This window comes from Mycobacterium sp. 5-140-3-2 (genome assembly GCF_035666375.1).
Lineage (GTDB): Bacteria > Actinomycetota > Actinomycetes > Mycobacteriales > Mycobacteriaceae > Mycobacterium > Mycobacterium intracellulare.
Window position 1 is genome coordinate 3,309,011 of the sequence record NZ_CP142025.1, and the last position, 24,436, is coordinate 3,333,446.

The window sequence follows — 24,436 nt, forward strand, 5'->3', positions numbered from 1 at the left end:
CTAGCCAAGCCCGGCGAGCACGTCGGTGAGCACCCGGCGCGCGAGGTCCAGCTCGGCGTCGTCCAGCGACGCGCGCGCGGTCAGCCGCAGCCGCGAGGTGCCGGCGGGCACGGTCGGGGGCCGGAAGCATCCGACCCGCACGCCGGCGTCCAGGCAGGCGGTCGCGGCGGCCACCGCCACGTCGGGGTCGCCGAGGATCACCGACACCACCGCCGACTGCGGTAGCTCGCGTACCCCGCAGGCCTCGGCGAGGATGCCGGCATGGCGCAGCACGGCGTCCGCGCGCCACGGTTCGGCCCGCAGCACCCGCAGCGCGGCGCGCGCGGCACCCACCGCCGCCGGGGCCAGTCCGGTGTCGAAGATGAACGTGCGCGCCGAATCGATCAGATGGGCGCGCACCGACGCCGGCCCGAGCACCGCGCCGCCCTGGCTGCCCAGCGCCTTGGACAGCGTGGTGGTCATGACCACGTCCGGCGCACCGGCCAGCCCGACCTCGTGCAGCAGCCCGCGCCCGCCGCCGCGCACCCCGAGGCCGTGCGCCTCGTCGACGATGAGCAGGGCGCGATGCCGACGGCACACGTCGTGCAGTTCGCGAAGCGGCGCCAGGGCGCCGTCGGTGGAAAACACCGCTTCGGTGAGGACGACCGCGCGTTCCTCGTCGCGCGATCGCAGCGCCGCCTCCACGGCACCGACGTCGCGATGCGGCGTCACCGCCACCCGGGCCCGCGACAGCCGGCAGGCGTCGACGAGCGAGGCGTGCGAAAGCTCGTCGGACACCACCAGCGAACCCCGGCCGGACAGCCCGACGACGGCGCCCAGGTTGGCCGCGTAGCCCGAGGAGAACAGCAAGCCCGCGGCCGCCCCGGCGTAGTCGGCGAGCTCGGTCTCGAATTCCTCGTGCAGTTCGGTGTCGCCGGTGACCAGGCGGGACCCGGTCGCCCCGGCGCCCCACAGGCGCAGCGCAGCGACCCCACCGTCGATCACGTCGGGGTGTTGGGACAACCCCAGGTAGTCGTTGGATGCCAGGTCCAGCTCGGTGGCGACGGCGGGGCGCGGCCGCAGCGAGCGGCGCAGCCCGGCCTCGCGGCGCTGCCGTTCCACCGCCTCCAGCCAGGCCAGCGGGGAGACGTCGATCGGTGCCTGCGGGGAGGCGTTCATAGGGGCTCAGCCTAGTGGCGATCGCCAGCGCGGCCGCGGCGACCGCCAGCGCGGCGACGCCGGGCGCAGCGGGTCGCCGCATAGTCCACGCCGGGCGCAGCGGGTCGCCGCATAGTCCACGCCGGGCGCAGCGGGTCGCCACCGCTAGCCGACGAGGCGGGCGACCTGCACCATCGCCGAGGCGATCCGGGAGATCTCGTCGGGCGTGCAGATGTAGGGCGGCATCGCGTAGACCAGGTTGCGAAACGGCCGCAGCCAGACGCCGTGGTCCAGCGCCGCCGGCGTGGCGACGGCGAGGTCAACGGGGCGCGCGCATTCGATGACGCCGATGGCCCCGCGCACCCGGACGTCGGTCACGCCGGGCAATGCGCGGGCGGGTTCGAGCCCGGCCGCCAGCCCGGTGCCGATCTCGGCGACCCGCGACCGCCAGTCCTGCCCGAGCAGCAGCTCGACGCTGGCCACCGAGACCGCGCAGGCCAGCGCGTTGGCCATGAACGTGGGCCCGTGCATCAGCGCGCCGGCCTCGCCGGCGCTGATGGTGTGGGCGATCTCGGTGGTGCACAGAGTGGCGGCCAGGCTCAGGTAGCCGCCGGTCAGCGCCTTGCCGACGCACATGATGTCGGGGCTGACGCCGGCGTGGTCGGCGGCGAAGAGCTCGCCGGTGCGGCCGAAGCCGGTGGCGATCTCGTCGAAGATCAGCAGCACGTCGTGCCGTCGGCAGATCTCGCGCAGGTCGCGCAGGTACCGCGGGTCGTGGAAGCGCATGCCGCCGGCGCCCTGCACGACGGGTTCGACGATGACCGCGGCCAGTTCGTCGGCGTGGCGGGCCAGTTGCGCCTCGAACGCCGCGCTGTAGGCGGCGTCGTAGTCCCGGGGCACCTGCGGGGCGAACACCTGCCGGGCCAGGATGTCGGTCCACAGCGAATGCATGCCGCCGTCGGGGTCGCAGACGCTCATCGGGGTGAAGGTGTCGCCGTGGTAGCCGCCGCGCCAGGTCATCAGCCGGTGCTTGCCGGGCCGGTCGAGGCTGCGCCAGTACTGCAGCGCCATCTTCACCGCCACCTCCACCGACACGGATCCGGAGTCGCTGAAGAACACCGTCTCCAGGCCGGCCGGGGTGATCTCGACCAGCAGCTGGGCCAGCCGGGCCGCGGGCTCGTGGGTCAGTCCGCCGAACATGACGTGGTTCATGGCGCCGAGCTGGGCGGACAGGGCCGCGTCCAGGACCGGGTGGCCGTGCCCGTGGATCGCGGTCCACCAGGAGCTCATGGCGTCGAGCGCCTCGACGGGTTCGCCGTCGCGGATCAGGGTCAGCCGGGCGCCGTGCGCCGCGACCGCGACGACGGGTGCGATGGATTCGGCGCCGATCGTGCTGTACGGATGCCACAGGTGCGCGGCGTCGATCGCGCTGATCTGCTCGGGCGTCAGCCCGGCCTTGGCCGCGGGCATAGTGATCGAGGGTAAAGCAGCCGATTCGCGCAAACCCGGGCCGTCGGGAAGCATGGGACATCATGGCCACGCCGCAGCAGCCCGACAGCGCAGGGCCCGCACCCGACCTGGTGGATTACGACGCCGAGGCCCCCGGGGCGCCGCGGGTGATCCGGGTGCGGCTGGCGGTGTGGGACGTCGTCTGCACCGTCACCCTGCTGGTCCTGCTCGCCGTGCTGGCCACGGCGACGACCTGGCCGTCGCGGCTTTTCGGCTTCCTGGCGCATGTCTGCGCGGACGAGACCTGCGGGCCGGTTCCCTTCGGGCTGGATCTGTACATCCACCCGGTGGTGTGGGGCGGGATCGGGGCGGCCCTCACCGCCGCCGTCATCGGCCCGGTGGTGTCCATCCTGAAGGGCTGGTACATGTCTTTCTGGCCGGTTCTGGCTCTGGCGCTGGTCATGGTGAGCTCGGCGGCGGGAACGATGCTGACCTTGTTCAGCGAACGCTATTGGCTCTGATCGGGCCGGCGTCTCCGCCCCGTGACGGGATGGCTACGTCGTAGCCGGCTGAGACCGAAATCACAACTGCGCATACGGGATTGGGCCGCGCCAGTCACCGTCCGGTCACGGTACGACAAATAATCCCCTGGGGACCTGGCGGCTAACACCATCTGTTGTCAAAGTGGCGGTTGTGACTGATGTGAATACGGCCGCCTGACGGGCCGGTTCACTACGCAAGTGCCATGGACGGCGCGGCCCCAGCGTGGGGGCCGTCGCGCGATCCATGAACCGGGGGCGGACGCGCGAGGTCACCGCGTCGAGGCCCCACGAGCGCCTGAGAGGCCAGAAACATGAAACGCATCTACGCCCTCGCGATCGGTTTGGCCCTGCTCGGGGCGCCGATGGTGGTTCCCACCGTCGCGACCGCCGACCCGGGCGCCAGGTCGATGGACTATCAGCAGGCCACCGACGTGGTGATCGCCCGCGGTCTGTCGCAGCGCGGCGTGCCGTTCTCCTGGGCCGGGGGCGGCATCAACGGCCCCACCCGCGGCACCGGTACCGGCGCCAACACCGTCGGTTTCGACGCCTCGGGGCTGATGCAGTACGCGTACGCCGGTGCCGGCGTGAAGCTGCCGCGTTCCTCCGGGGCGATCTACCGCGTCGGCCAGAAGATCCTGCCGCAGCAGGCCCGCAAGGGTGACCTGATCTTCTACGGACCCGAGGGCACGCAGAGCGTCGCGATGTACCTGGGCAACAACCAGATGCTCGAGGTCGGCGACGTCGTGCAGGTCTCGCCGGTGCGCGCCAACGGCATGACGCCCTACATGGTCCGCATCCTCGGCGCTTCCGCGCCGACGCCACAGGCCCCGGCTCAGCAGCTGCCCACCCAGCAGGCCCCATTGCAGCAGGCTCCGGCTCAGCAGGCGCCGACACAACAGGCACCGTTGCAGCAGGCGCCGGTGCAGCAGTCGCCGTTCACGCAAGCGCCGCAGCAGCAACTGCCCACCCAGCAGGCGCCGCTGCAGCAGGTCCCGACGCAACAGGCGCCGCTGCAGCAGGTCCCCACGCAACAGGCGCCGGCGCAGCAGGTGCCGACCCAGCGCGCGCCGTTGCAGCTGGCACCGACACAACAGTCGCCGTTACAGCAGGCGCCCGTGCAGCAGCTGCCCACCCAGCAGGCCCCGTTGCAGCCGGCGGGCGCCGGTCTGACCCGGTAATTCCCACGGGTCGTCCGCTGCCTTCCGACGCCCGCCACTCGCTCCCCCGCCGCGCGCGGTCGGGAACGGGTGGCGGGTTTTGGGTAAATTAGCGGTCGATCATGCAGACCCCGACACGTCCTTCCGCACCGATCGCCGCCGCCGATCCGGGGGACTCGGGGGCGCCCACCGCGGAATCCTGGGGATCGCAGGGGTTCTATCGCGACGACCTCGACGGCTTGCGCGGCATTGCGATCGCGCTCGTCGCCGTGTTCCACATCTGGTTCGGCCGCGTCTCCGGCGGTGTCGACGTCTTCCTGGCGCTGTCCGGATTCTTCTTCGGCGGCAAGGTGATCCGCGCCGCGTTGAACCCGGCGGTCACCCTGTCGCCGGTGGCCGAGGTGATCCGGCTCGTCCGTCGCCTCGTTCCGGCCCTCGTCGTCGTGCTGGCCGGATGCGCGGTGCTCACCATCCTGGTTCAGCCGGAAACCCGCTGGGAGGCCTTCGCCGACCAGAGCCTCGCCAGCCTCGGCTACTACCAGAACTGGGAGTTGGCCAACACCGCCTCCGACTACCTGCGCGCCGGCGAGGCCGTCAGCCCCCTGCAACACATCTGGTCGATGTCGGTGCAGGGCCAGTTCTACGTCAGCTTCCTCGTCTTGATCGCCGGCCTGGCGTACCTGTGCGGGCGTCGGCCGGGCGCCCGGCTGAAGAACGTGTTCCTGGTGGTGCTGAGCGCGCTGACGCTGGCCTCGTTCGTCTACGCGATCATCGCGCACCAGGACAACCAGACGGCCGCCTATTACGACAGCTTCGCCCGCGGCTGGGAGTTGCTGCTGGGGGCGCTGGTCGGAGCTCTGGTGACCCGCATCCGTTGGCCCATGTGGTTGCGCACCGCGCTGGCGACGGTCGCGCTGGGCGCGGTGCTGTCATGCGGGGCGCTCATCGACGGCGTGCGCGAGTTCCCCGGCCCGTGGGCCCTGGTGCCCGTCGGCGCCGCCATGCTGCTGATCCTCGTCGGAGCCGGCTCGACGGGCGAGCGCGGCGCCGAGCGCCGGCTGCCGCTGCCCAATCGGCTGCTGGCGACGCGTCCGCTGGTCGAGCTGGGCGCCATGGCGTATTCGCTCTACCTCTGGCATTGGCCGCTGCTCATCTTCTGGCTGTCCTATACCGGTCACAAGCACGCCACGTTCCTCGAAGGCGCGGTGTTGCTGGTGGTGTCGGGCGTGCTGGCGTACCTGACCAACCGGCTCGTCGAGGACCCCCTGCGCTACCGGGCCGCCTCGAAGCCGGCACCCCGTCCGGCCGCGCCGACCACCCGGTGGCTGGCCCGCCTCCGGCGACCGACGCTGGTACTGGGATCGGCGGTCGTGCTGCTGGGCGTCACGCTGACGGCGACGTCGTTCACGTGGCGGCAACACGTCACGGTGCTGCGGTCGGCCGGTAAGGAGCTCAGCGTCCTCAACCCGCAGGACTACCCCGGCGCACGGGCCCTGACCGAACGCGTGCGCGTACCGAAACTGCCGATGCGGCCCACGGTCTTGGAGGTGAAACAGGACCTGCCCGCCTCGACCAAGGACGGGTGCATCAGCGACTTCGTCAACCCCGCGGTGGTCAACTGCACCTACGGCGATGCCGCCGCCGAGCGCACGATCGCGCTGGCGGGCGGGTCGCACGCCGAGCACTGGCTGCCCGCGCTGGACATCCTGGGCAAGCTGCACCACTTCAAGGTCGTGACGTATCTCAAGATGGGCTGCCCGCTATCGACCGAGCAGGTCCCGCTGATCATGGGCAACAACGCCCCCTACCCGCAGTGCCGCGAGTGGGTGCAACAGACGATGACCAAACTGGTCACCGACCGGCCCGACTACGTCTTCACCACGACCACCCGGCCGTGGAACATCAAGTCCGGCGACGTGATGCCCGCCACCTACATCGGTATTTGGCAAACGTTGTCCGACAACAACATTCCCATCCTCGGGATGCGAGACACCCCGTGGCTGGTGAAGAACGGCCAGCCGTTCGACCCGGCGGACTGCCTGGCCAAACGGGGCGCGACCGCGCAGTCATGCGCGATCAAGCGGTCCGACCTGCTCTCCGACCGCAACCAGACCCTCGACTTCGTCAGCCAATTCCCGCAGCTCAAGGTGCTCGACATGTCCGACGCGATCTGCCGCGCCGACGTGTGCCGCCCGGTCGAGGGCAACATCCTGGTCTACCACGGCGCCCACCACCTGTCCCCCACCTACATGCGGACCATGGCGCCGGAACTGGGCCGCCAGATCGCCGAGAACACCGGCTGGTGGTGAACCGCCTCGCGGACCGCCGTACGTTCGTGAGGATCCCGCGCCGCGGATAAGGTCGATAGGTGTCCACCAACAATTCCGCTTCAGAACCAGGCGGTCACCAACAACCCAAACTCGCCACCGTCTGGCCGGGAAACCCATATCCGCTCGGGGCGTCCTACGACGGCGCCGGGACCAACTTCTCCCTGTTCTCCGAAATCGCCGAGAAGGTCGAGCTGTGCCTGATCGACCACGGGGGCGGCGAATCGCGGATTCCGCTGGAGGAGGTGGACGGATACGTCTGGCACGCCTATCTGCCCAACATCAACCCGGGCCAGCGCTACGGGTTTCGCGTCTACGGCCCCTTCGCCCCGGCGGCGGGTCACCGGTGCGACCCCAGCAAGCTGTTGCTCGACCCGTACGGCAAGGCTTTTCACGGCGATTTCACGTTCGGCCAGGCGCTGTTCTCCTACGACCTGAAGGCCTACCGGGAAAGGGACCCCGACGGACCCAACGCCGACGGCGCCGACCCGGGAACTCCCCCCATGGTCGACTCGCTGGGCCACACCATGACCAGCGTGGTGAGCAACCCGTTCTTCGACTGGGGATCCGACCGAGCCCCGCTGACCCCGTACCACGAAACCGTCATCTACGAGGCGCATGTCAAGGGCATGACGCAGAACCACCCCAGCGTCCCGGAGGAGCTGCGGGGCACCTACGCCGGCCTGGCCCACCCGGCGATCATCGACCACCTCAAGTCGCTCAACGTCACCGCCATCGAACTGATGCCGGTGCACCAGTTCATGCACGACTCGCGACTGCTCGACCTGGGATTGCGAAACTACTGGGGCTACAACACGTTCGGGTTCTTCGCCCCGCACAACCAATACGCCGCCAACCGCAACTCCAGCGTCGCCGAGTTCAAGTCCATGGTGCGCAGCTTCCACGAGGCGGGCATCGAGGTGATCCTCGACGTGGTCTACAACCACACCGCCGAGGGCAATCACCTGGGCCCGACCATCAATTTCCGGGGCATCGACAACGCCGCGTACTACCGGCTCGTCGACGGCGACCTGCGGTTGTACAAGGACTACACCGGCACCGGTAACAGCCTCAACCCGCGCCACCCGCACGTGCTGCAGCTGATCATGGACTCGCTGCGCTACTGGGTGACCGAGATGCACGTCGACGGATTCCGCTTCGACCTGGCCGCCACGCTGGCCCGCGAACTGCACGACGTCGACCGGTTGAGCGCGTTTTTCGATCTGGTGCAGCAGGATCCGATCGTCAGCCAGGTCAAACTGATCGCCGAGCCGTGGGACGTCGGCGAGGGCGGCTATCAAGTCGGAAACTTCCCGGGTTTGTGGACCGAGTGGAACGGGAAGTATCGCGATACTGTGCGCGATTACTGGCGGGGTGAGCCCGCAACCCTGGGTGAGTTCGCCTCCCGGCTGACCGGGTCGTCGGACCTGTACGAGGCGACCGGCCGGCGCCCCAGCGCCAGCATCAACTTCGTCACCGCGCACGACGGCTTCACGCTCAATGACCTGGTGTCCTACAACGAAAAGCACAACATGGCCAACGGCGAGGACAACCGGGACGGCGAAAGCCACAACCGCTCGTGGAACTGTGGCGTCGAGGGTCCCACCGACGACCCCGACATCACCGAGCTGCGCTACCGACAGATGCGCAACTTCTGGGCGACGCTGATGGTCAGCCAGGGCACGCCGATGATCGCCCATGGCGACGAGCTCGGGCGTACCCAGAACGGCAACAACAACGTTTACTGCCAGGACTCCGAATTGTCTTGGATGGACTGGTCTTTGGTCGACAAGAACTCCGACCTGCTGGCGTTCGCGCGCAAGGTGACCGCCCTGCGCAAGCAGCACCCGGTGTTTCGCCGGCGCCGGTTCTTCGAGGGCGAGCCGATCCGCAGCGGCGACGAGGTGCGTGACATCGCCTGGCTGAATCCGAGCAGCCGCGAGATGACGCACGAGGATTGGGGCGAGAGCTTTCACAAGTGCGTGGCCGTCTTCCTCAACGGTGACGCCATCACCGCGCCGAACGCCCGCGGGGAGCGGGTGGTCGACGACTCATTCCTGTTGTGCTTCAACGCCGGCGACGATCCGGTGGAGTTCTCGATGCCGCCCGACGACTATGCGCAGGAGTGGACGGTGGAACTGGACACCAACGAACCGACGGGCAGCAAAGAGGGCGCCGACCAGGTGGTGACCGCCGAGGAGAAGGTGTCGCTGCCCTCACGCTCGTTGCTCATCTTGCGTAAGACTCTGTGACGCATGGATTTACCCATCCTGTCCACCTATCGGCTGCAGCTGCGTGGTGAGTCGAGCGGGTCCGCGTTCACCTTCGCCGACGCGGAAGACCTGCTGGACTACCTGGACGACCTCGGGGTGACGCACCTGTATCTGTCCCCGATCATGACCGCGACCACCGGGTCGAGCCACGGCTACGACGTCACCGACCCCACGACGGTGTCCCCCGAGCTCGGCGGCCGTGACGGCCTGGCGCGGCTGTCGGCGGCGGCGCGGGCGCGTGGCCTGGGACTGGTCGTCGACATCGTGCCCAACCACGTCGGAATCGACCAGCCCCGGCAGAACCCCTGGTGGTGGGACGTCCTGCGGAACGGCCGTTCTTCGCCCTACGCAACGTTTTTCGACATCGACTGGGACCTCGACCAGGATGGGCGCATCGTGCTGCCGGTGCTGGGCTCCGACGAGGACGCCGCCGACCTGACCGTCGACGGGGACGTGCTGCGCCTGGGCGATCTGGCGCTGCCGATCGCGCCCGGCACCGCCGGCGGCACCGGACCCGAGGTGCACGATCGCCAGCACTACCGCCTGGTGGGCTGGCGCAACGGCGTGTGCGGCTACCGCCGGTTCTTCTCGATCACCTCGCTGGCGGGGCTGCGCCAGGAAGACCGCGCGGTCTTCGACGCCACGCACGCCGAAGTCGGGCGGTGGTTCGCCGAGGGGCTCGTCGACGGTGTGCGCATCGATCACCCCGACGGCCTCTCCGATCCGTGCGGCTACCTGGCGTGGTTACGCGAATTGGTCGGCCCCTCGGCCTGGATCGTGATCGAGAAGATCCTGGCGGTCGACGAGGCGCTCGAGCCCACCCTGCCGGTCGGCGGCACCACCGGTTACGACGTGCTGCGTGAGGTCGGCGGCCTCTTCGTGGATCCGCAGGGCGCCCCGGCGCTGACCGCGCTGGTGGAGTCCTCCGGCGTGGACCACCGGGCGCTACCGGACATGCTGGCCGACCTCAAGATCCGTTCGGCCACCGACACGTTGGGCAGCGAGCTGTCCCGGCTGCGCCGCAGCATCGCGGCCGCCGCCGGCGCCGACCACCCGCAGCTGCCCGCGGCGGTGGCGGCGTTGCTCACCCACCTCGGCGTCTACCGCAGCGACTACCCCGGCCTGGTCGCGCTGTTGCCCACCGCACTGGCCGAAACCGAGGCGGCCGCACCGGAATTGGGCCCGGCGCTGCAGGTGCTGGCCGCGGCGCTGGCCCGCGGCGGCGAGCCGGCCACCCGGCTACAGCAGCTGTGCGGGGCCGTCACCGCAAAGTCGGTCGAGGACTGCCTGTTCTATCGCGACGCCCGGTTGGTATCGCTGAACGAGGTGGGCGGCGAGCCGCACCGCTTCGGGGTCGGCGCGGCCGAGTTCCATCACAGCGCCGCCAGCCGCGCCCGGATGTGGCCGCAGGCCATGACGACGCTGACCACCCACGACACCAAACGCGGAGAGGACGTGCGCGCCCGGATCGGGGTGCTGTCGCAGGTGCCGTCGCTGTGGGCCGAGTTCGTCGCCCGCTGGGAGACCCGCGCCCCCTCCCCCGACCCGGCGACCGGACAGTTCCTGTGGCAGAACATCTTCGGCGTGTGGCCGGTCAGCGGGCAGGTCACCCGCGAGCTGCGCGACCGGCTGCACGGCTACGCCGAGAAGGCCATCCGGGAAGCGGCCTGGCACACCTCGTGGAACGACCCCGACACCGACTTCGAGGACGCGATCCACCGCTGGCTGGACAGCGTGCTCGACGGCCCGGTGGCCGGGCAACTGACCGAGCTTGTCGCGCAACTCAATCCGCACGCCGCCAGTGACGCGCTGGGGCAGAAGCTGCTGGCGCTGACCGTGCCGGGGATTCCGGACGTCTATCAGGGCACCGAGCTGTGGGACGACAGCCTGGTCGATCCGGACAATCGCCGCCCGGTCGACTACGCGGCCCGGCGCGCCGCCCTGCACGAGTTGCAGCACCCGAAGATCCGGGTCGTCACCACCGCGCTGCGCGTGCGCCGCGCCCACCCGGACAGCTTTTTGCGGGGCGACTACGTCCCGGTGCTGGCCGACGGCGACGCCGCCGACCACGTGGTGGCCTTCCGCCGGGGCTCAAATGGCGGAGACATCGTGGTCGCGGTGACCCGCTGGACGGTGCGGCTGGCCGAAAGCGGCTGGGGCAACACCGTGTTGCCGCTGCCCGACGGCACCTGGAAAGACGCGCTCACCGGGGCCGTCGCGGACGGACCGACCTCGGCGGCCCAGTTGTTCGCCGACCTGCCGGTCGTGCTGCTGGAGCGACACCATGACTGACTTCCGGGTGTGGGCGCCCAAACCCGAACGGGTCCGGCTCGACGTCGAGGGCCAGGTGCACCCCATGACGCGCTCGCGGGACGGCTGGTGGCATGCGAGCGTGGACACCGCCCCGGACGCCCGCTACGGATACCTGCTCGACGACGACCCCACCGTGCTGCCCGACCCGCGCTCCCCGCGCCAGCCCGAGGGCGTGCACGCCCGCTCCCAGCTGTGGGACCCGGCCGGCGCGACGTGGACCGACACCGGGTGGGCCGGCCGGTCGGTCGAAGGCGCGGTGATCTACGAGCTGCACCTGGGGACGTTCACCGGTGCCGGGACCCTCGACGCCGCCATCGACAAGCTGGACTATCTGGTGGACCTCGGCGTGGACTTCGTCGAGCTGATGCCGGTGAATTCCTTTGCCGGCAGCCACGGTTGGGGATACGACGGGGTGTTGTGGTACAGCGTGCACGAGCCCTATGGCGGCCCCGACGCGCTGGTGCGCTTCGTCGACGCCTGCCACGCGAAGGGGCTGGGCGTGCTGATCGACGCGGTGTTCAACCACCTGGGCCCGTCGGGCAACTACCTGCCGCGGTTCGGCCCCTACCTGTCCTCGGCGAGCAACCCGTGGGGCGAGGGCATCAACATCGCCGACGCCGACTCCGACGAGGTCCGCCGCTACATCATCGGCTGCGCGTTGCGCTGGATGCGCGATTTTCATGCCGACGGTCTGCGGCTGGACGCCGTCCACGCACTGGTGGACACCACCGCCATCCATATCCTCGAAGAACTTGCCACCGAAACCGACTGGCTGGCACAGCAGTTGGGGCGCCCGTTGTCGCTGATCGCCGAGAGCGACCTGAACGACCCGCGGCTGATCACCCCGCGCGATCGCGGCGGCTACGGTCTGACCGCGCAATGGGCCGACGACGTTCATCACGCCATCCACACCGCGGTGTCCGGCGAGCGTCAGGGCTACTACGGCGACTTCGGCAGCCTGGCCACCCTGGCGCACACGTTGCGCCAGGGCTTCTTTCACGCCGCGACCTATTCGTCGTTCCGGCGTCGCCGCCACGGCCGCCCGCTGGACACCGGAGCCATTCCGGCGACCCGCCTGGTCGCCTACACCTGCACCCACGATCAGGTCGGCAACCGCGCCCTGGGGGATCGCCCCTCACAGAACCTGACCGGCGGCCAGCTGGCCATCAAGGCGGCCCTGGCGCTCGGATCCCCCTACACCGCAATGCTTTTCATGGGTGAGGAATACGCGGCGTCCACGCCGTTCCAGTTCTTCAGCTCCCATCCCGAACCGGAGCTGGCGAGGGCAACCGCCGAGGGACGCAAGGCCGAGTTCGCCGAGCACGGCTGGGACGCCGACGAGATCCCCGACCCGCAGGACCCCGAGACGTTCGCGCGCTCCAAGCTGAACTGGGACGAGGTCGACACCGGCGAACACGCCCGCCTGCGCCGGCTGTATCGCGACCTGATCGCGTTGCGGCGCACCGACCCCGACCTCGCCGATCCCTGGCTCGAGCACCTCGCGGTCGACTACGACGAGGACCAGGGCTGGATCGCCGTATCGCGCGGGCGGCTGCGCATCGTGTGCAACCTGGGCGCCGAGCCCGTGCGGGTGCCGGTCGGCGGCGACGTGGTGCTGGCCTGGGAGGAGCCGGCCGTCGACGCCGACGGCGCTGTGCTGCAAGGCCATTCGTTCGCCATCCTCGCCGCACCCGCGCGGGCTGTGGATAACTGAGTGGCGGCCGCGGGGCGTCGACCCCGATGATGCGGCCATGAATCATTCTGAATTCGGTCACAAACTGCGGCGGATCTGCTCGCACAATCCGACCCGCCGCGGCCTGAACACCCGGCGCACCGTGCGCCGCGACGCGCCGCCCAACCCCACCATCGAGCTGTTATGGACCGGCCCCGGCCCGGGTGACGACGAGACCGCTTGACCTGCGGCTACACGATGGGCCGGCCGTCGGGGCGCACCGCTTGGGCGACCGCGTCGGCGAGTGGATCGATCTCGTCGGGCGCCAGGTCCGAGATCGTCAGCCGGATCCCCGCCGGCGTCCGCATGCGGAATCGGGCGCCCGGCGCCGCCGCCCAGCCCGCGCCGAGCAGCCGTGAGATCGCGACCGCCTCGTCGGGAACCGGCACCCACACGTTGAGCCCGGACCGTCCGTGCGCGTCGAGACCGCGGCCGGCCAGGGCGTCGCACAGCCGCGACCGGCGGTCGGCGTAGTGCCGCTCGGCGTCGGCGACCAGCTCGGCTGCCGCGCCGTCGGACCACAGCCCGACGGCCAGCCGTTGCAACAGGTGGCTGACCCAGCCCGGCCCGAGCCGCAGGCGGCCATGCACGCGCTCGACGGTCCGGTGGTCACCGGCCAGCACGGCCACGCGCAGGTCCGGGCCGTAGGCCTTGGACGCCGAGCGGACGAACGCCCAGTGGGCGGTGCAGCCGGCCAGGGTGCGCAGCGGTACGCCGGCGATGCCCGCGCAGTGATCGTCCTCGACCACCAGCAGGTCCTCGGCGCGGCGGGCCAACACCTCACGCAGGCCCTCGGCGCGTTGCGCCGATAGCGCGGCACCCGTCGGGTTCTGCGCGCGGTTGGTCAGGACCAGCGCGCGTACCCCGCGCCCGAGGGCCCGGGCCAGGTCGGCGGTCAACGGCCCGTCGTCGTCCACGCGCACCGGCTCGGCCGAAAGCCCCAGGGCGGCAAGAAGATCGAGCAGGTTCGCCCACCCCGGATCCTCGATGGCGACCCGATCGCCGGGGCGCAGATGCGCGGTGAGCGCGCGCTCGATGCCGTCCAGCGCGCCGCTGGTCACCGCCAGGTGTTCGGCGGGCACCCCGTCTGCGATCAGCGCGTGGCGGGCGAACTCCTCCAGCGCCGGCGAGATCGCCGGCCCACCGTAGAGCACGGGCGCGGCGGGCGCCGGGGCGGGCGGGGCGGTGCCCGCGATGGGCAGCAGGTGCGGGTTCGGGTTGCCGGTCGACAGGTCGCGCACGCCCGCGGGCACCTCGAGCCCGAGCAGCGAACGCGGGCTGGTCGCCGGCCGGTGCCGCACCCGGGTGCCCCGGCGGCCGGCGGTCTCGACGGCGCCGCGATCGCGCAGCAGGCGGTAGGCCGCGGCGGCGGTGTTGGCGTTCACGCCGAGCTGCGTGGCCAGCTCGCGGACGGGCGGCAGCGCGTCGCCGGGGGTCAGGGAGCCGGCCGAGATCGCCGCTTCGATGCTCGCGGCTATGGAATCCGCGCCGGTTCCGGTTATGCTGTTTTGTACTGGCACGCATTACATTATGTACTAGGACAAATCAATGGGCAATTCCGCGGACACCGCATACCCGCCGACCTCACGCACCACCCCGACCCGCTACCGGGAACGCGCCCGCTACGACCGTCGCACCGTCCACGACATCCTCGACGAGGCGCTGGTCTGCCATCTGGGATACCTGAGCGCCGGCCGCCCGGTGGTCCTGCCGACCACGCACGCCCGGCTGGACGAGACGCTCTATTTGCACGGTTCGACCGGCAGCGGCCCGCTCCTGGCGGCGCGGGCGGCCGAGGCAGCGGGTTCGGGCCTGCCGGTGTGCGTCACCGTCACCCTGGTCGACGGGCTGGTGCTGGCGCGCTCGGCGATGCACCACTCGGTGAACTTCCGCTCGGTGGTCGCGGTGGGTGAGGCGCGCGTGGTCGACGACCCGGGAGAGAAGTCGCGGGCGCTGGGCTGCCTGCTCGACCACATCGCGCCCGGGCGCGCCGCCGACTGCCGGGCCCCCGACGCCCGCGAGCTCGCCGCGACCGGGGTGCTCGCGCTCGACCTCGTCGAGGTGTCGGCCAAGGTGCGCGGCGGTCCCCCGGCCGACGACCCGCAGGACCTTCCGCTGCCCCACTGGGCCGGCGTGGTGCCGCTGACCCTGACGGCCGGGACGCCGGTGCCGGCCGACGACCTCGATCCCGCCATTCCCGCGCCGCCATACCTCGGCCGGCGCCGGGGCTGAGCTCACGCCCCCGGTTGCCGGTCGCGGGCCCGTCGGGTGTTGTCCCACCAGGTTCCGACGACCATGACCGCGCCCGCCCAGGCCATGCCCAGCAGCCAGCCCGCGAGCACGTCGCTGAGGTAATGGACGCCCAGGTAGACGCGCGAGAACCCGATCAGGAACCCCGCGCCGATCGTGACGGCCCACACCGTCACGCGCCCGGTCCACCCCCGGATCAGCCAGCGGGTCAATATCCACGCGGAGATGACCATGATCGCCGCCGTGCCGGTGGCGTGTCCGGAGGGAAACGAGTACCCGTCCGCGTCGACGAGGGCGAACGGCAGGGCCGGGCGATTCCGCCCCACCAAGGCCTTGGCGGTGAAGAGCATCAACGGGACCCCGGCGCCGCACGCCAGGGCGAGCACCACCGGGCGCCACGACCCGCACCGCCAACCGGCCACCATGGCAATCGGCAGGGCGAACGCGGCCAGGAACAGGGGGCCGCCCGCGACGGTGATCGTCCGCAGGACGGTGGTCAGCCACAGGTCACGATGGGTCGCAAGCCACCGGGTCACCGGGTGGTCGATCACGGCGATGCCGTCGCCCTCGAGCACGTCGTCGAGCACTTCGGTGAAGCCGACCGCCAGCGTCACGACCACGGCCAGCCCGAGCAGCAGCGCCACGGCGGCGACCTCGCTGATCGGCAGCCGGCCGGCCAGCGCCCGCCAGCGGTCGCTGATCCGCTCGCGCGCCCACGCCAGCGTCTCGCCGATCACGGCGACGCCCGACACCCTCTCCCGCAGGCCCCGCAGCAGGCGCCCGCGCCGGGCGACCCAGATGGCCGCCCACGCGAGCAGCACGAGCAAGGCGATGGTGGCGGCGCTGACCACCCCGAAACCGGGAGTCCCGGGTCCATACGGCTCGTGCATGTAATGCGGCCCGACGACTAGAGCAGCAGGTAGCGGTAGGCGGGCGACCCGGGTTTCAGGGTTTCGACGTGCAGCTCCGTCGCGCGCATCCTCGACAGCAGGCCGTCGAGGTCGGCCGAGGATCCCAACTGGATGCCCACGAGCGCCTCGCCGGTCTCCCGGTTGTTGCGCTTGACGTACTCGAAGAGCGTGATGTCGTCGTTGGGTCCGAGCACCTCGTCGAGGAACCGGCGCAGGGCGCCGGGCTCCTGCGGGAAGTCGACCAGGAAGTAGTGCTTGAGGCCGAGGTGGACCAGCGAACGCTCCAGCACTTCGCCGTAGCGCGAGACGTCGTTGTTGCCGCCCGAAATCAGGCACACCACCGTCGAGCCGGGCTCGATATCGGCATCCAGCAATCCCGTCACCGACAGGGCGCCCGCGGGTTCGGCGATGATGCCCTCGTTCTGGTAGAGGTCGAGCATCGTGGTGCACACCGCTCCCTCGTCGACCGCGGTGATCGACACCATGTCGCCGGCGGCCGCCAGCGCGGCGTAGGTCAGGTCGCCGGCGCGGCGCACCGCGGCGCCGTCGACGAACTGGTCGACGTGATCCAGGGTCACCGGCTCGCCGGCGGACAGGGCGGCCATCATCGCCGCGGCGCCGGCCGGTTCGACGCCGAGGACCGACGTGTTCTCGGTCCGCTCGGCGAGGTAGCTGGTGATGCCGGCGATGCAGCCGCCGCCGCCCACCGGGACCACCACCAGGTCCGGCTCGGTCTCCAGTTGGTCGAGCAGTTCGACGGCGATGGTGCCCTGGCCCGCCATGGTGCGCGGGTCGTCGTAGGGCGGGACCAGGGTGGCGCCGGTGCTTTCCACGTCGGCCAGCGCGGCCTCGGCGGCAAGGTCGTAGGTCGTTCCACCGACGATCAGCTCGATGAAGTCCCCGCCGTGGTAGCGGATGCGGTCACGCTTTTGCATGGGCGTCTTGGCGGGCACGTAGACGCGGCCGTGCACCTGCAACATCCGGCACGCGTAGGCGAAGCCCTGGGCGTGGTTGCCCGCCGACGAACACACCACGCCGGCGGCCAACTCCGTCTCGGAGAGCTGAACCAGCAGGTTGTAGGCGCCCCGCAGTTTGTAGGAGCGCACGATCTGCAGGTCTTCGCGCTTGAGGTAGACCCGCGCGCCGGTGATGGCCGACAACCGGTCGCTGAACTGCAACGGGGTCGGCGTCACGACGGCCGCGATCCGCTTGGCCGCGGTGTCGATGTCCGCCGCGGTCAGCGGCGCGACGCTCGGAGGGCGGCTCAATTCAGCGGACACTGATTAATGGTGCCATGCCAGCTGGCCAACTCCGGAATTCAGCCGACCGGGGTCAGCACGAACACCGGGATCTGCCGGTCGGTCTTGGTCTGATACTCGGCGTACTCCGGCCAGGCCTCGACGGCCCGCTCCCACCAGACGGCCTTCTCGTCGCCGAACACCTCGCGGGCGTCGTAGTCGCGGGTGACGGAGCCGTCCTGCAACTCCACCCGGGGGTTCTTCTTGATGTTGTGGTACCAGACCGGGTTTTTCGGCGCCCCGCCGAGCGAGGCGACGACGGCGTACTGGCCGTCGTGCTCGACCCGCATCAGCGGCGTCTTGCGGAGTTTGCCGGTCTTGGCGCCGACCGTGGTCAGCAGGATGATCGGCTTGCCCTTCATGTCGGCGGCCTCGGCGCCCCCCGACGCGGCGTACTTTTCGGCTTGCTCGCGAGACCAGTCCCAGGGCGACGGCTCGTACTCTCCAGAAAGCGGCATGCCACCAACTTTAAGCACGGCGCCCGGTCTGCGCTGACTGAGTTCGCCACAGGGGCCGCACCGGCCCCACGGGTCACGGCTCGACGGACATAGTGCCAATGCCCACCTCCGAGCGACAGCGGCCGGTTCTCATTGTTCGTGGCACATGGCGATCTCTTCGTTTCTCCCCCTCGTGGCGCTGCGGCCGTCACGCGACTCGGTCAAGCACACCAAGACGCAAACCATCGACGGCTGTGAACCGCGGCGCGCCCTGCCACACTCAAAACATGCGCTTCGCGCTCGAGGTCCCAGATCTCTGACCGCCCAGCCTGATTCGCCAATACGATTCCAACGGCTGCGCCGCCGAAGGCCAGCCACGCGGTTGGCTTATCCGTGCGTCGAGCGTTTCACCCCTCAGTGGCCGCGGTGACTAGCAGATGACGGCCGGGCCGCCGGTGAGGGGGCAGTAGGGAGGTACGCAGCTCACCGAGGTAGTTGAGACCGCGAAGGCGAGCAACAGCGCAAACAAGACCCTCGTAACCTTGTTCATAACTAGAAAGTGTAGGTCCGGCTAGGACCCCCAGGTTGGTTACGGCTCGTCCACACCGCTGTCGCTAGGAGGCGGGCAATCGCGCTAGTCCCGGTGCTCGGGTTCGTGCGCGGCGAAGGGACGCAGGCGGCGCTTCGTCTGGTGGTCGTCGGCCCCGGACTCGCCGTCGGCGTGGCGGCCCCGGGTGTAGTCGCCCTGCCACGGCACCCGCTCGCCGGGGGCGCCGTCGGCCGTCTCCTGCTCGCGTCCCAGCGCGCCGCGTGAACCCAGGAAGAACTCGTGCTTGCGATGCAGTTCCTCGTCGGACTCGATGGGCCGAAGTTCGGGGGCGAACTCCTCCAGTTCGGCGCGGCGCTGCGGGACGATCATGCAGATCGGCTCGTCGACCTCGAAGCGCACCGGCATGAACTCGCGGGTGAATTTCCAGTTCATGCTGAAACTCGAACTGGACCAATCGGTTTCGACGACGCCTTCCAACGCGGAGATGGCGTCCTTGGGATGGTTCGCCGGACCCCGCACCAACAGGTTGTAGCCCGGCGGGGTGCGAAACAGCATCGGCAAATGCCAGGTCAAGATGCCGTAGCCGAAGTGGCTGGAGGGCAGGAACTGGCCGCTCTCGCGGGTGTCGGGCGCGATCATCAGGCTGGTGCGGTCGTCCCCGCCCATCCACGTCGCCGTGAACGCGTTGCGGTTGCGCACCTCCCAGCCGCTCTGATTGGCGATCAGCATCGGCAGACACCGGTGGGGCCAGCCCTGACGCATCTCCGACATCCACGTCCGCCCGATCGGCGCGGGGGTGATCTGCGGTGCGATCTCATGGGTGATGTACCCGATCAGCGGGCGGGCCCGCCCGGTCGACTCGTCACTCATCAGATCCTCGCTTCACCGATAGGGCCAACGCACTATCGCGACCACACGTTAATGGTCCGTGAACCCGCGCGCCCGGTGGACGAGTGATCAGCAGGTCCTGGCCAGCTCCGCGATGGCGTTGACCCGCCGGACCGCGGTGGCGATCTCGTCGGCGAACTCACGCCGGCGTCGGGCGATGTCCGGCCCGTCGACGCCGTCGACCAACTCGCGATGCCGGGCCAGTCGCAGCGCCGTCTTGAACAACTCCATCGACCGCGACTCGGCGCTGGCGATCCTGCGCTGCAACTCCCATTGCTTGCCCACCTCGAGGCACTCGGTGAGAAACGCGTCCTCGTCGAACGATTCGTCGTCGTAGGCGGCGAGCCGGTCGGCGACGATGTGGTAGGCGTCGAGGAAGGGGCGCAGCACAAGGTGCGCCAGCAGCACGTCGGCCTTTTCCAGGAGGCCGCGTACGTCGGCCGCGTGGGCGGCCTTGCGGGTGTCGTCCACCCGTCCGATCAGGCGCACCTCGTCGGTGAGCTCCTTCTCGAACTGCGCGCGCGCCGAGAACAGGAACTCGAACTTCAGCAACTCGCGCAGGCGCAGCGCCTCATCGCGCACGGCCGTCGGCTGGACCAGGCCCTCAACCGAGGCCTCGGCGTCTTCGACGGCGGCCAGCAGCGCCGTCTCGGCGATCGCGCGGTCGACCACGATGTGAATGGCGGCGTTGCGGTAGAACGCGGCGACCAGGTGCTGCTCCGCCCCGATGCCCCAGACCGGTTCGGTGCCGGCGTCGTACACGCTCACGACGCCGGAGGCGACCAGCTGGTGCAGGGTCCAGCGGATGGTGGAGCGATTCGTCAGGTCGGCGGCGCCGGCCACCGTCCAGTTGCGCGCCGCGATGTAGCTCGCCAGCGGCCGCACGGTGGCCAGCACCTCGCTGATCGACAGCGAGCGGTCGGCGCCCAGCAGCGCGAGGCTCACCACCGCGGTCGGGGTGACGGGCGTGGCGCGGTTGATCCGGTGCTCGACGTCCAGCGCGATGCGTTCGATCTCGGTGCTGGCGCCGGACTCTGATGTTTTTTGCAAGGCGCGCAGCTCCTCGAGGCGCTTGCGCAGCGGCAGCGGTTCACCGAAGTCGAGGTAGGCGCGGCCCAGCCGCTCACCCTGCTGGCGCGCCAGCCGGATCAGGAAGCGGAAGTCTTCCGGCCGCTTCGTCGCGCCGTAGGCCTCGGTGGTCATGGCCTCCACCTCGTGCAGCTGGTCGTACACGATCGACGTCGGCACCAAATACACTTCGGGACCGTCGATTTCGTCGACCGCGTCGGCGATGTACCGCAAGATCCCGAACACCGGGGGCCGCAGTTTGCCCGTCCTGGTTCGGCCCCCTTCGATGGACCACGTCATGTTGGCGTGGTCTTGCACCAGCTGCGCGGCGTACGCCCGCAAGACGAAGCGGTAGACGGGAAGGTCTTTCGTCTGACGCCGGATGAAGATCGTCCCGGTTCGCTTGGCCCAGGCGCCCATCGGGAAGAAGTTCAAGTTGGCGCCGCCGAACGTGAGCGCCGGCGAGAGCCGGTTGGCCTGGATCACCTCGGGCAGCAGCAGCCCGTCCAGATACGAGCGATGCGAAAAGGCAAACGCCAGAGTGGCTTTGCGATCCAGCCTGCGCAGCTGGGCAATCTGGTCCTCGTCGACCAGCACGTCGTAGGCTCGCATCAGCCAGCAACTGAAGCTGCGCCAGGCCCGCACCGCCCGCTCGTCCAGCGAGGGCGCCATCTCCCGCAGGTAGGACGCGGCCTCGGCGCGCACGGCGGAAGGATCGCGGCCGAGGTCGTCGGCCAGCTTGCTCAGCCGCTCGTCATACCATGGCGCGCGCAGCAATCGGGCGACCTCGGCCGGGTCGGTCGCCAGGGGCGTCGTCGACTCCTCGATGAGGCCGGTGCGCTGCAACAGCTTTCGCGCTCCGACGCGACCGAGCTCACGGGCGGTGCCCGCCGGCCCGCCGATCATGCCGGCTGCACCGTTGCGGCGCCGGAGGGCTCGTGCACCCCGGGCGGCGGGTCGAGCGCGTAGAGCTCTTCGATCTCCTCGGCGTACTTGGTCATGATCGGCTTGCGCTTTAGTTTCATCGTCAGCGTGATCTCGTCGCCGCCGGGCTCCCACAGCGTCGGCAGGATGCGGAAGCGTTTGATCTGTTCCACCCGCGAGAGTTTCGCATTGCCGGCGGCCACCCCGGCGGCGATCTGGGCGACGACCTCCGGGTCGGCCGCCAGCGCGGCGGGCGACGCGTCGGACAGCCCGCGTTGGGCGGCATAGGGGCCGACCGAGTCGGCGTCGAAGACCATGAGCGCGGTGTTGTAGGGCCGTCCGTCGCCGATGGTGATCATCACCCCGACCATCGGGCACGCGGCCAGGATGGAGTTCTCAATGTTGGCCGGCGACATGTTCTTTCCGGCCGCATTGATGATCAGCTCCTTCTTCCGGTCCACCACCCGCAGGTAGCCCTGCGCGTCGGCCTCGAGAATGTCGCCGGTGTGCAGCCACCCGTCGGCGTCGATCGCCTCGGCCGTCTTCGCCGGCTCCTTGCGGTAGCCCTTCATCACCAGCGGGCCGCGCACCAGAAACTCGCCGTCGTCGGCGATCTTGCCCTCGAGCCCGGGGAGCAGCTTGCCGACGGAGCCGAGCCGCGCCTCGCGGGGGTGGCTGACGGTGGCGACGCAGCTCAGCTCCGACATCCCCCAGACCTCGGCGATCGGAATGCCGATGCCGGCGAAGAAGGCCAGCGTCTCCTTGGGGATGGGCGCCGCCCCGGAGACCGCCCAGCGCAGGTCGCCGAAGCCGAGGCGCTCGCGCAGCTTCGACAGCACCAGCTCGTCGGCCGTGGCCCATTCGGCGGCCAGGTCATCCGGCATCGGCTCTGAGGCCACCAGTGCGGCGGCGCGCTTGGCGGCCACCGCCATCGCCCACTGCAACGCCTGCCGGGTGGCCTCGTCCGCCTCGTTGGCGATCGCGAATTCGATTCCCGCCTTGAGCTTTTCCCAGACCCGGGGCACCGCTCCCCACACGGTGGGCCGCGCGTCGGGCAGCGCGGCGGCGATGGCGCGTGGGTCGGAGACCACCGTCACCTGGGCGCCGAACACCTCCAGGCTGTACAGGCCCATCACCCGGTCCGCGATGTGCGCCGTGGGCAGAAACGACGTGACGCGGTCGGCGTACCGGCTGGGCAGCACGGCGTCGAAGGCATACATCTCGAAAAGCAGGTTGGCGTGGGTCATCTCCACGCCCTTGGGGTTTCCGGTGGTCCCGGAGGTGTAGATGAGCGTGGCGACGTCGCCGGGTTGCACTGCCCGCCAGGTGGATTCGAAGTCGAAATCCTCCTGCGCGGCGGCATACAGGTCATCCACGGAGAGGGTGCCGGGCGGCGAGCCGTCGATGCAGACGATGTGCTCGATGGGTGCGCCGCTGGCGCGGATGCGGTCCACGTACTGCGCCTCGCAGATGGCGACCTTGGTGCCGGCGTTGTCGAACAGATACGTCAGCTGCTCGGCCGGCAGCGTGCTGTACACGGAAAACGATGTGGCGCCGAGGTGTTGGGCGCCGATTTCGAAGGGGTAGAACTCGATCCGGTTGGCCATCATCAGCGACACCGTGTCGCACCGCCGTACCCCCAGGCCCGCCAGCCCGGCGGCGACCTTGCGCACCTGGGTCGCGAGCTCTCGCCACGTCAACGTCTGGGTGTCGCCGGGCGTGCGGAGCGCGACGGCATTCGGGTCGATCGCGGCGGTGCGCTGGAACGCCTCGCACAGGGTGGCCGGATGCGCGGCAGTCGTCATTTCCGTAGCGTACGTCGGTGGTCAGCGAGCACGGAATACATTGATCGAATTCTTCGGTGCGGCAACGACGCCGCTCGGGTCACCGAGTACGTTGGCGATTATGCGGTCCGAACCGGGTTTTGACGTACACGATCTTTCCCCACTTGAGCAGACCGCGTTGCTGACCCAATACGCGCGAGCGCTCGACAGCCGTTGGCCACGGCCCATCCTGGGCGACACGCTCGCCGACGACACCGTCCGCAAAATCGACTACGACTTCGGCGCGCTCGGCATCCCCAGGAGCGTGGTGTGCCAGTCGGCCCTGCGCGCCAAGATGCTCGATGACCGGGTCCGGGGTTTCACCGCCGTCCACCCCGATGCGGTCGTGGTGGACCTCGGCGCCGGTTTGGACACGGGCCTGTTTCGAGTCGCCCCGCCCGCCACGGTGGACTGGTACAGCGTCGACCTGCCGGGTGTCATCGCGTTGCGCGACCAGCTGCTGCCGACGAGCCGGCAAGCCCACTCGGTCGTCGCATCGGTGGCCGACGAGAGCTGGCCCAGACCATCCCCAGCGATCGGCCGACCATGGTGATCGCGGACGGGCTGTTCGCGTTTTTGTCCGAGCAGGTGATCGTCGGCGTCTTCCGTCGCATCACCGAGCACTTCAAATCCGGGGAGCTGGCGTTCAACGACTACGGGCACATCGGTTGGTTCAGCCGGCTTGCGGTCAGGCTGGCCCCGCAGCAGATGTTCAGCCAGGTTGGTGCGCAGTGGGGCTATTCGGGCTTCAAAGACGCGCGGGTGCCGCAGACGTGGAATCCGCGGTTGAGGTTGGTCGAAGAATCCAGCCTGGCGCACGCTCCTGAGGTCGAGTTGTTTCCGGGCTGGATTCGGTTGGCTACCAAGATGTCCGGAAAGTTCAAGGCGTCTGCCCGTAAAGCGCGGATACTCCGTTACCGGTTCGAGCCGGCTCAGACCGGCGGTGCGGTGTGAATGCCGCACGTACAGGCGTCAATTGACGGACACGTGCAGCGCATCCCCCACTCGATGACCGCGCGGGCGCGGGCCAGCGATTCCAGCTGGGCGTCGATCTCGGCGAGTTTCGCCTCGGCGAGGGCGCGGCTGGCCGGCCGTCCTGGCGCGTCGTCGGCGAACAGCAGCTGGATCTCGTCGAGCGAGAACCCCGCGGACTTGCACAGCGCGATCACCTCGAGCCGGGACAGAATCGAGTCGTCGTAGCGACGCTGGCCGCCTCGCCGCGTCGGCTCGGGCACCAGGCCGATCTGCTCGTAGTAGCGCAGCGTCGTCGCGGCGACCCCGGTTTGGCGGGATATCTCCCCGATGGTGCGGCCACCGGCCATGGCGCCTCCCGACGATTCGATGCTTGACTTAGAGC

17 protein-coding genes and 2 pseudogenes are annotated in these 24,436 nt (G+C 69.9%); 9 read left to right on the forward strand and 10 right to left on the reverse strand.

All coding sequences use genetic code 11. The annotated features are described in order from the left end of the window. Positions 1 to 1,158, reverse strand: a complete 1,158-nt coding sequence (locus P6281_RS15280) for an 8-amino-7-oxononanoate synthase (RefSeq protein WP_014385134.1) — start codon at positions 1,156 to 1,158, stop codon at positions 1 to 3. A 144-nt stretch (positions 1,159 to 1,302) separates the two neighbouring features. Continuing rightward, positions 1,303 to 2,607: an adenosylmethionine--8-amino-7-oxononanoate transaminase gene (locus P6281_RS15285; protein ID WP_014385135.1), complete on the reverse strand. Its 1,305-nt coding sequence runs from the start codon at positions 2,605 to 2,607 to the stop codon at positions 1,303 to 1,305. Between the two features lie 62 nt (positions 2,608 to 2,669). Between P6281_RS15285 and P6281_RS15290 the strand changes: the two genes are divergently transcribed. The 7 genes and pseudogenes from P6281_RS15290 to P6281_RS15320 all read left to right on the forward strand — a co-directional run bounded on the left by P6281_RS15290 (position 2,670) and on the right by P6281_RS15320 (position 13,114). Further along, positions 2,670 to 3,107 carry a hypothetical protein gene (locus P6281_RS15290; RefSeq protein ID WP_008257820.1) on the forward strand — a complete coding sequence of 146 codons (438 nt, stop codon included), beginning with the start codon at positions 2,670 to 2,672 and terminating at the stop codon, positions 3,105 to 3,107. 332 nt (positions 3,108 to 3,439) lie between these two features. Further along, positions 3,440 to 4,108, forward strand: a pseudogene (ripD, locus tag P6281_RS15295) (NlpC/P60 family peptidoglycan-binding protein RipD); the annotation flags it as partial. Between the two features lie 299 nt (positions 4,109 to 4,407). Then, positions 4,408 to 6,594: an acyltransferase family protein gene (locus P6281_RS15300; RefSeq protein WP_014385137.1), complete on the forward strand. Its 2,187-nt coding sequence runs from the start codon at positions 4,408 to 4,410 to the stop codon at positions 6,592 to 6,594. A 59-nt stretch (positions 6,595 to 6,653) separates the two neighbouring features. Then, complete coding sequence (gene glgX, locus P6281_RS15305; protein ID WP_324738403.1) at positions 6,654 to 8,864, forward strand: glycogen debranching protein GlgX; 2,211 nt, start codon at positions 6,654 to 6,656, stop codon at positions 8,862 to 8,864. A 3-nt stretch (positions 8,865 to 8,867) separates the two neighbouring features. Next, entirely contained in the window at positions 8,868 to 11,177 is a 2,310-nt protein-coding gene (gene treY / locus P6281_RS15310; RefSeq protein ID WP_324738404.1) for a malto-oligosyltrehalose synthase, read from the forward strand. Then, positions 11,170 to 12,912, forward strand: coding sequence for a malto-oligosyltrehalose trehalohydrolase (gene treZ, locus P6281_RS15315; RefSeq protein WP_324738405.1), 1,743 nt, complete (start codon positions 11,170 to 11,172; stop codon positions 12,910 to 12,912). Before treY ends, treZ begins: the two co-directional genes overlap by 8 nt. Before the next feature lie 37 nt (positions 12,913 to 12,949). After that, positions 12,950 to 13,114: a hypothetical protein gene (locus P6281_RS15320; protein ID WP_009954057.1), complete on the forward strand. Its 165-nt coding sequence runs from the start codon at positions 12,950 to 12,952 to the stop codon at positions 13,112 to 13,114. A 7-nt stretch (positions 13,115 to 13,121) separates the two neighbouring features. On the opposite strand, the gene P6281_RS15325 is transcribed toward P6281_RS15320, so the two are convergent. Beyond that, positions 13,122 to 14,450: an aminotransferase class I/II-fold pyridoxal phosphate-dependent enzyme gene (locus tag P6281_RS15325; protein ID WP_324738406.1), complete on the reverse strand. Its 1,329-nt coding sequence runs from the start codon at positions 14,448 to 14,450 to the stop codon at positions 13,122 to 13,124. 28 nt (positions 14,451 to 14,478) lie between these two features. Here P6281_RS15325 and P6281_RS15330 point away from each other — a divergent pair, with 28 nt between their 5' ends. Continuing rightward, entirely contained in the window at positions 14,479 to 15,162 is a 684-nt protein-coding gene (locus P6281_RS15330) for a pyridoxamine 5'-phosphate oxidase family protein (protein WP_008257835.1), read from the forward strand. 2 nt (positions 15,163 to 15,164) lie between these two features. Here P6281_RS15330 and P6281_RS15335 read toward each other — a convergent pair whose 3' ends face one another. The 6 genes from P6281_RS15335 to fadD11 form a co-directional block, all read right to left on the reverse strand. Then, positions 15,165 to 16,070 carry a phosphatase PAP2 family protein gene (locus P6281_RS15335; RefSeq protein WP_043955017.1) on the reverse strand — a complete coding sequence of 302 codons (906 nt, stop codon included), beginning with the start codon at positions 16,068 to 16,070 and terminating at the stop codon, positions 15,165 to 15,167. 17 nt (positions 16,071 to 16,087) lie between these two features. Beyond that, positions 16,088 to 17,371: a threonine ammonia-lyase gene (gene ilvA / locus P6281_RS15340; RefSeq protein WP_008257839.1), complete on the reverse strand. Its 1,284-nt coding sequence runs from the start codon at positions 17,369 to 17,371 to the stop codon at positions 16,088 to 16,090. 38 nt (positions 17,372 to 17,409) lie between these two features. Further along, positions 17,410 to 17,847 carry a nitroreductase family deazaflavin-dependent oxidoreductase gene (locus tag P6281_RS15345; protein WP_201358388.1) on the reverse strand — a complete coding sequence of 146 codons (438 nt, stop codon included), beginning with the start codon at positions 17,845 to 17,847 and terminating at the stop codon, positions 17,410 to 17,412. 613 nt (positions 17,848 to 18,460) lie between these two features. Beyond that, a complete protein-coding gene (locus P6281_RS15350) occupies positions 18,461 to 19,246 on the reverse strand; it encodes a DUF6065 family protein (protein ID WP_324738407.1) in 786 nt (261 codons plus the stop codon). An 87-nt stretch (positions 19,247 to 19,333) separates the two neighbouring features. Then, positions 19,334 to 21,238, reverse strand: coding sequence for a lysophospholipid acyltransferase (locus tag P6281_RS15355; protein ID WP_324738408.1), 1,905 nt, complete (start codon positions 21,236 to 21,238; stop codon positions 19,334 to 19,336). Then, positions 21,235 to 23,061: a fatty acid--CoA ligase FadD11 gene (fadD11, locus tag P6281_RS15360; protein ID WP_324738409.1), complete on the reverse strand. Its 1,827-nt coding sequence runs from the start codon at positions 23,059 to 23,061 to the stop codon at positions 21,235 to 21,237. Before fadD11 ends, P6281_RS15355 begins: the two co-directional genes overlap by 4 nt. Before the next feature lie 100 nt (positions 23,062 to 23,161). Here fadD11 and P6281_RS15365 point away from each other — a divergent pair. After that, positions 23,162 to 24,033: pseudogene (locus P6281_RS15365) on the forward strand (class I SAM-dependent methyltransferase). Here the strand turns inward: P6281_RS15365 and P6281_RS15370 are convergent. After that, positions 24,012 to 24,401 (reverse strand): helix-turn-helix domain-containing protein, encoded by a 390-nt coding sequence (locus tag P6281_RS15370; protein ID WP_020822850.1) that lies wholly within the window; start codon positions 24,399 to 24,401, stop codon positions 24,012 to 24,014. The pseudogene P6281_RS15365 and the gene P6281_RS15370 sit on opposite strands and share 22 nt — an antisense overlap. Between the last annotated feature and the right edge of the window lie 35 nt (positions 24,402 to 24,436).

Bases quoted from the DNA above. Each gene is read 5' to 3' on its own strand.
- P6281_RS15280 (WP_014385134.1), bottom strand. From the start codon at position 1,158: ATGAACGCCTCCCCGCAGGCACCGATCGACGTCTCCCCGCTGGCCTGG.
- P6281_RS15285 (WP_014385135.1), bottom strand. From the start codon at position 2,607: ATGCCCGCGGCCAAGGCCGGGCTGACGCCCGAGCAGATCAGCGCGATC.
- P6281_RS15290 (WP_008257820.1), top strand. From the start codon at position 2,670: ATGGCCACGCCGCAGCAGCCCGACAGCGCAGGGCCCGCACCCGACCTG.
- P6281_RS15300 (WP_014385137.1), top strand. From the start codon at position 4,408: ATGCAGACCCCGACACGTCCTTCCGCACCGATCGCCGCCGCCGATCCG.
- treY (WP_324738404.1), top strand. From the start codon at position 8,868: ATGGATTTACCCATCCTGTCCACCTATCGGCTGCAGCTGCGTGGTGAG.
- treZ (WP_324738405.1), top strand. From the start codon at position 11,170: ATGACTGACTTCCGGGTGTGGGCGCCCAAACCCGAACGGGTCCGGCTC.
- P6281_RS15320 (WP_009954057.1), top strand. From the start codon at position 12,950: ATGAATCATTCTGAATTCGGTCACAAACTGCGGCGGATCTGCTCGCAC.
- P6281_RS15330 (WP_008257835.1), top strand. From the start codon at position 14,479: ATGGGCAATTCCGCGGACACCGCATACCCGCCGACCTCACGCACCACC.
- P6281_RS15335 (WP_043955017.1), bottom strand. From the start codon at position 16,070: ATGCACGAGCCGTATGGACCCGGGACTCCCGGTTTCGGGGTGGTCAGC.
- P6281_RS15345 (WP_201358388.1), bottom strand. From the start codon at position 17,847: ATGCCGCTTTCTGGAGAGTACGAGCCGTCGCCCTGGGACTGGTCTCGC.
- P6281_RS15350 (WP_324738407.1), bottom strand. From the start codon at position 19,246: ATGAGTGACGAGTCGACCGGGCGGGCCCGCCCGCTGATCGGGTACATC.
- P6281_RS15355 (WP_324738408.1), bottom strand. From the start codon at position 21,238: ATGATCGGCGGGCCGGCGGGCACCGCCCGTGAGCTCGGTCGCGTCGGA.
- fadD11 (WP_324738409.1), bottom strand. From the start codon at position 23,061: ATGACGACTGCCGCGCATCCGGCCACCCTGTGCGAGGCGTTCCAGCGC.
- P6281_RS15370 (WP_020822850.1), bottom strand. From the start codon at position 24,401: ATGGCCGGTGGCCGCACCATCGGGGAGATATCCCGCCAAACCGGGGTC.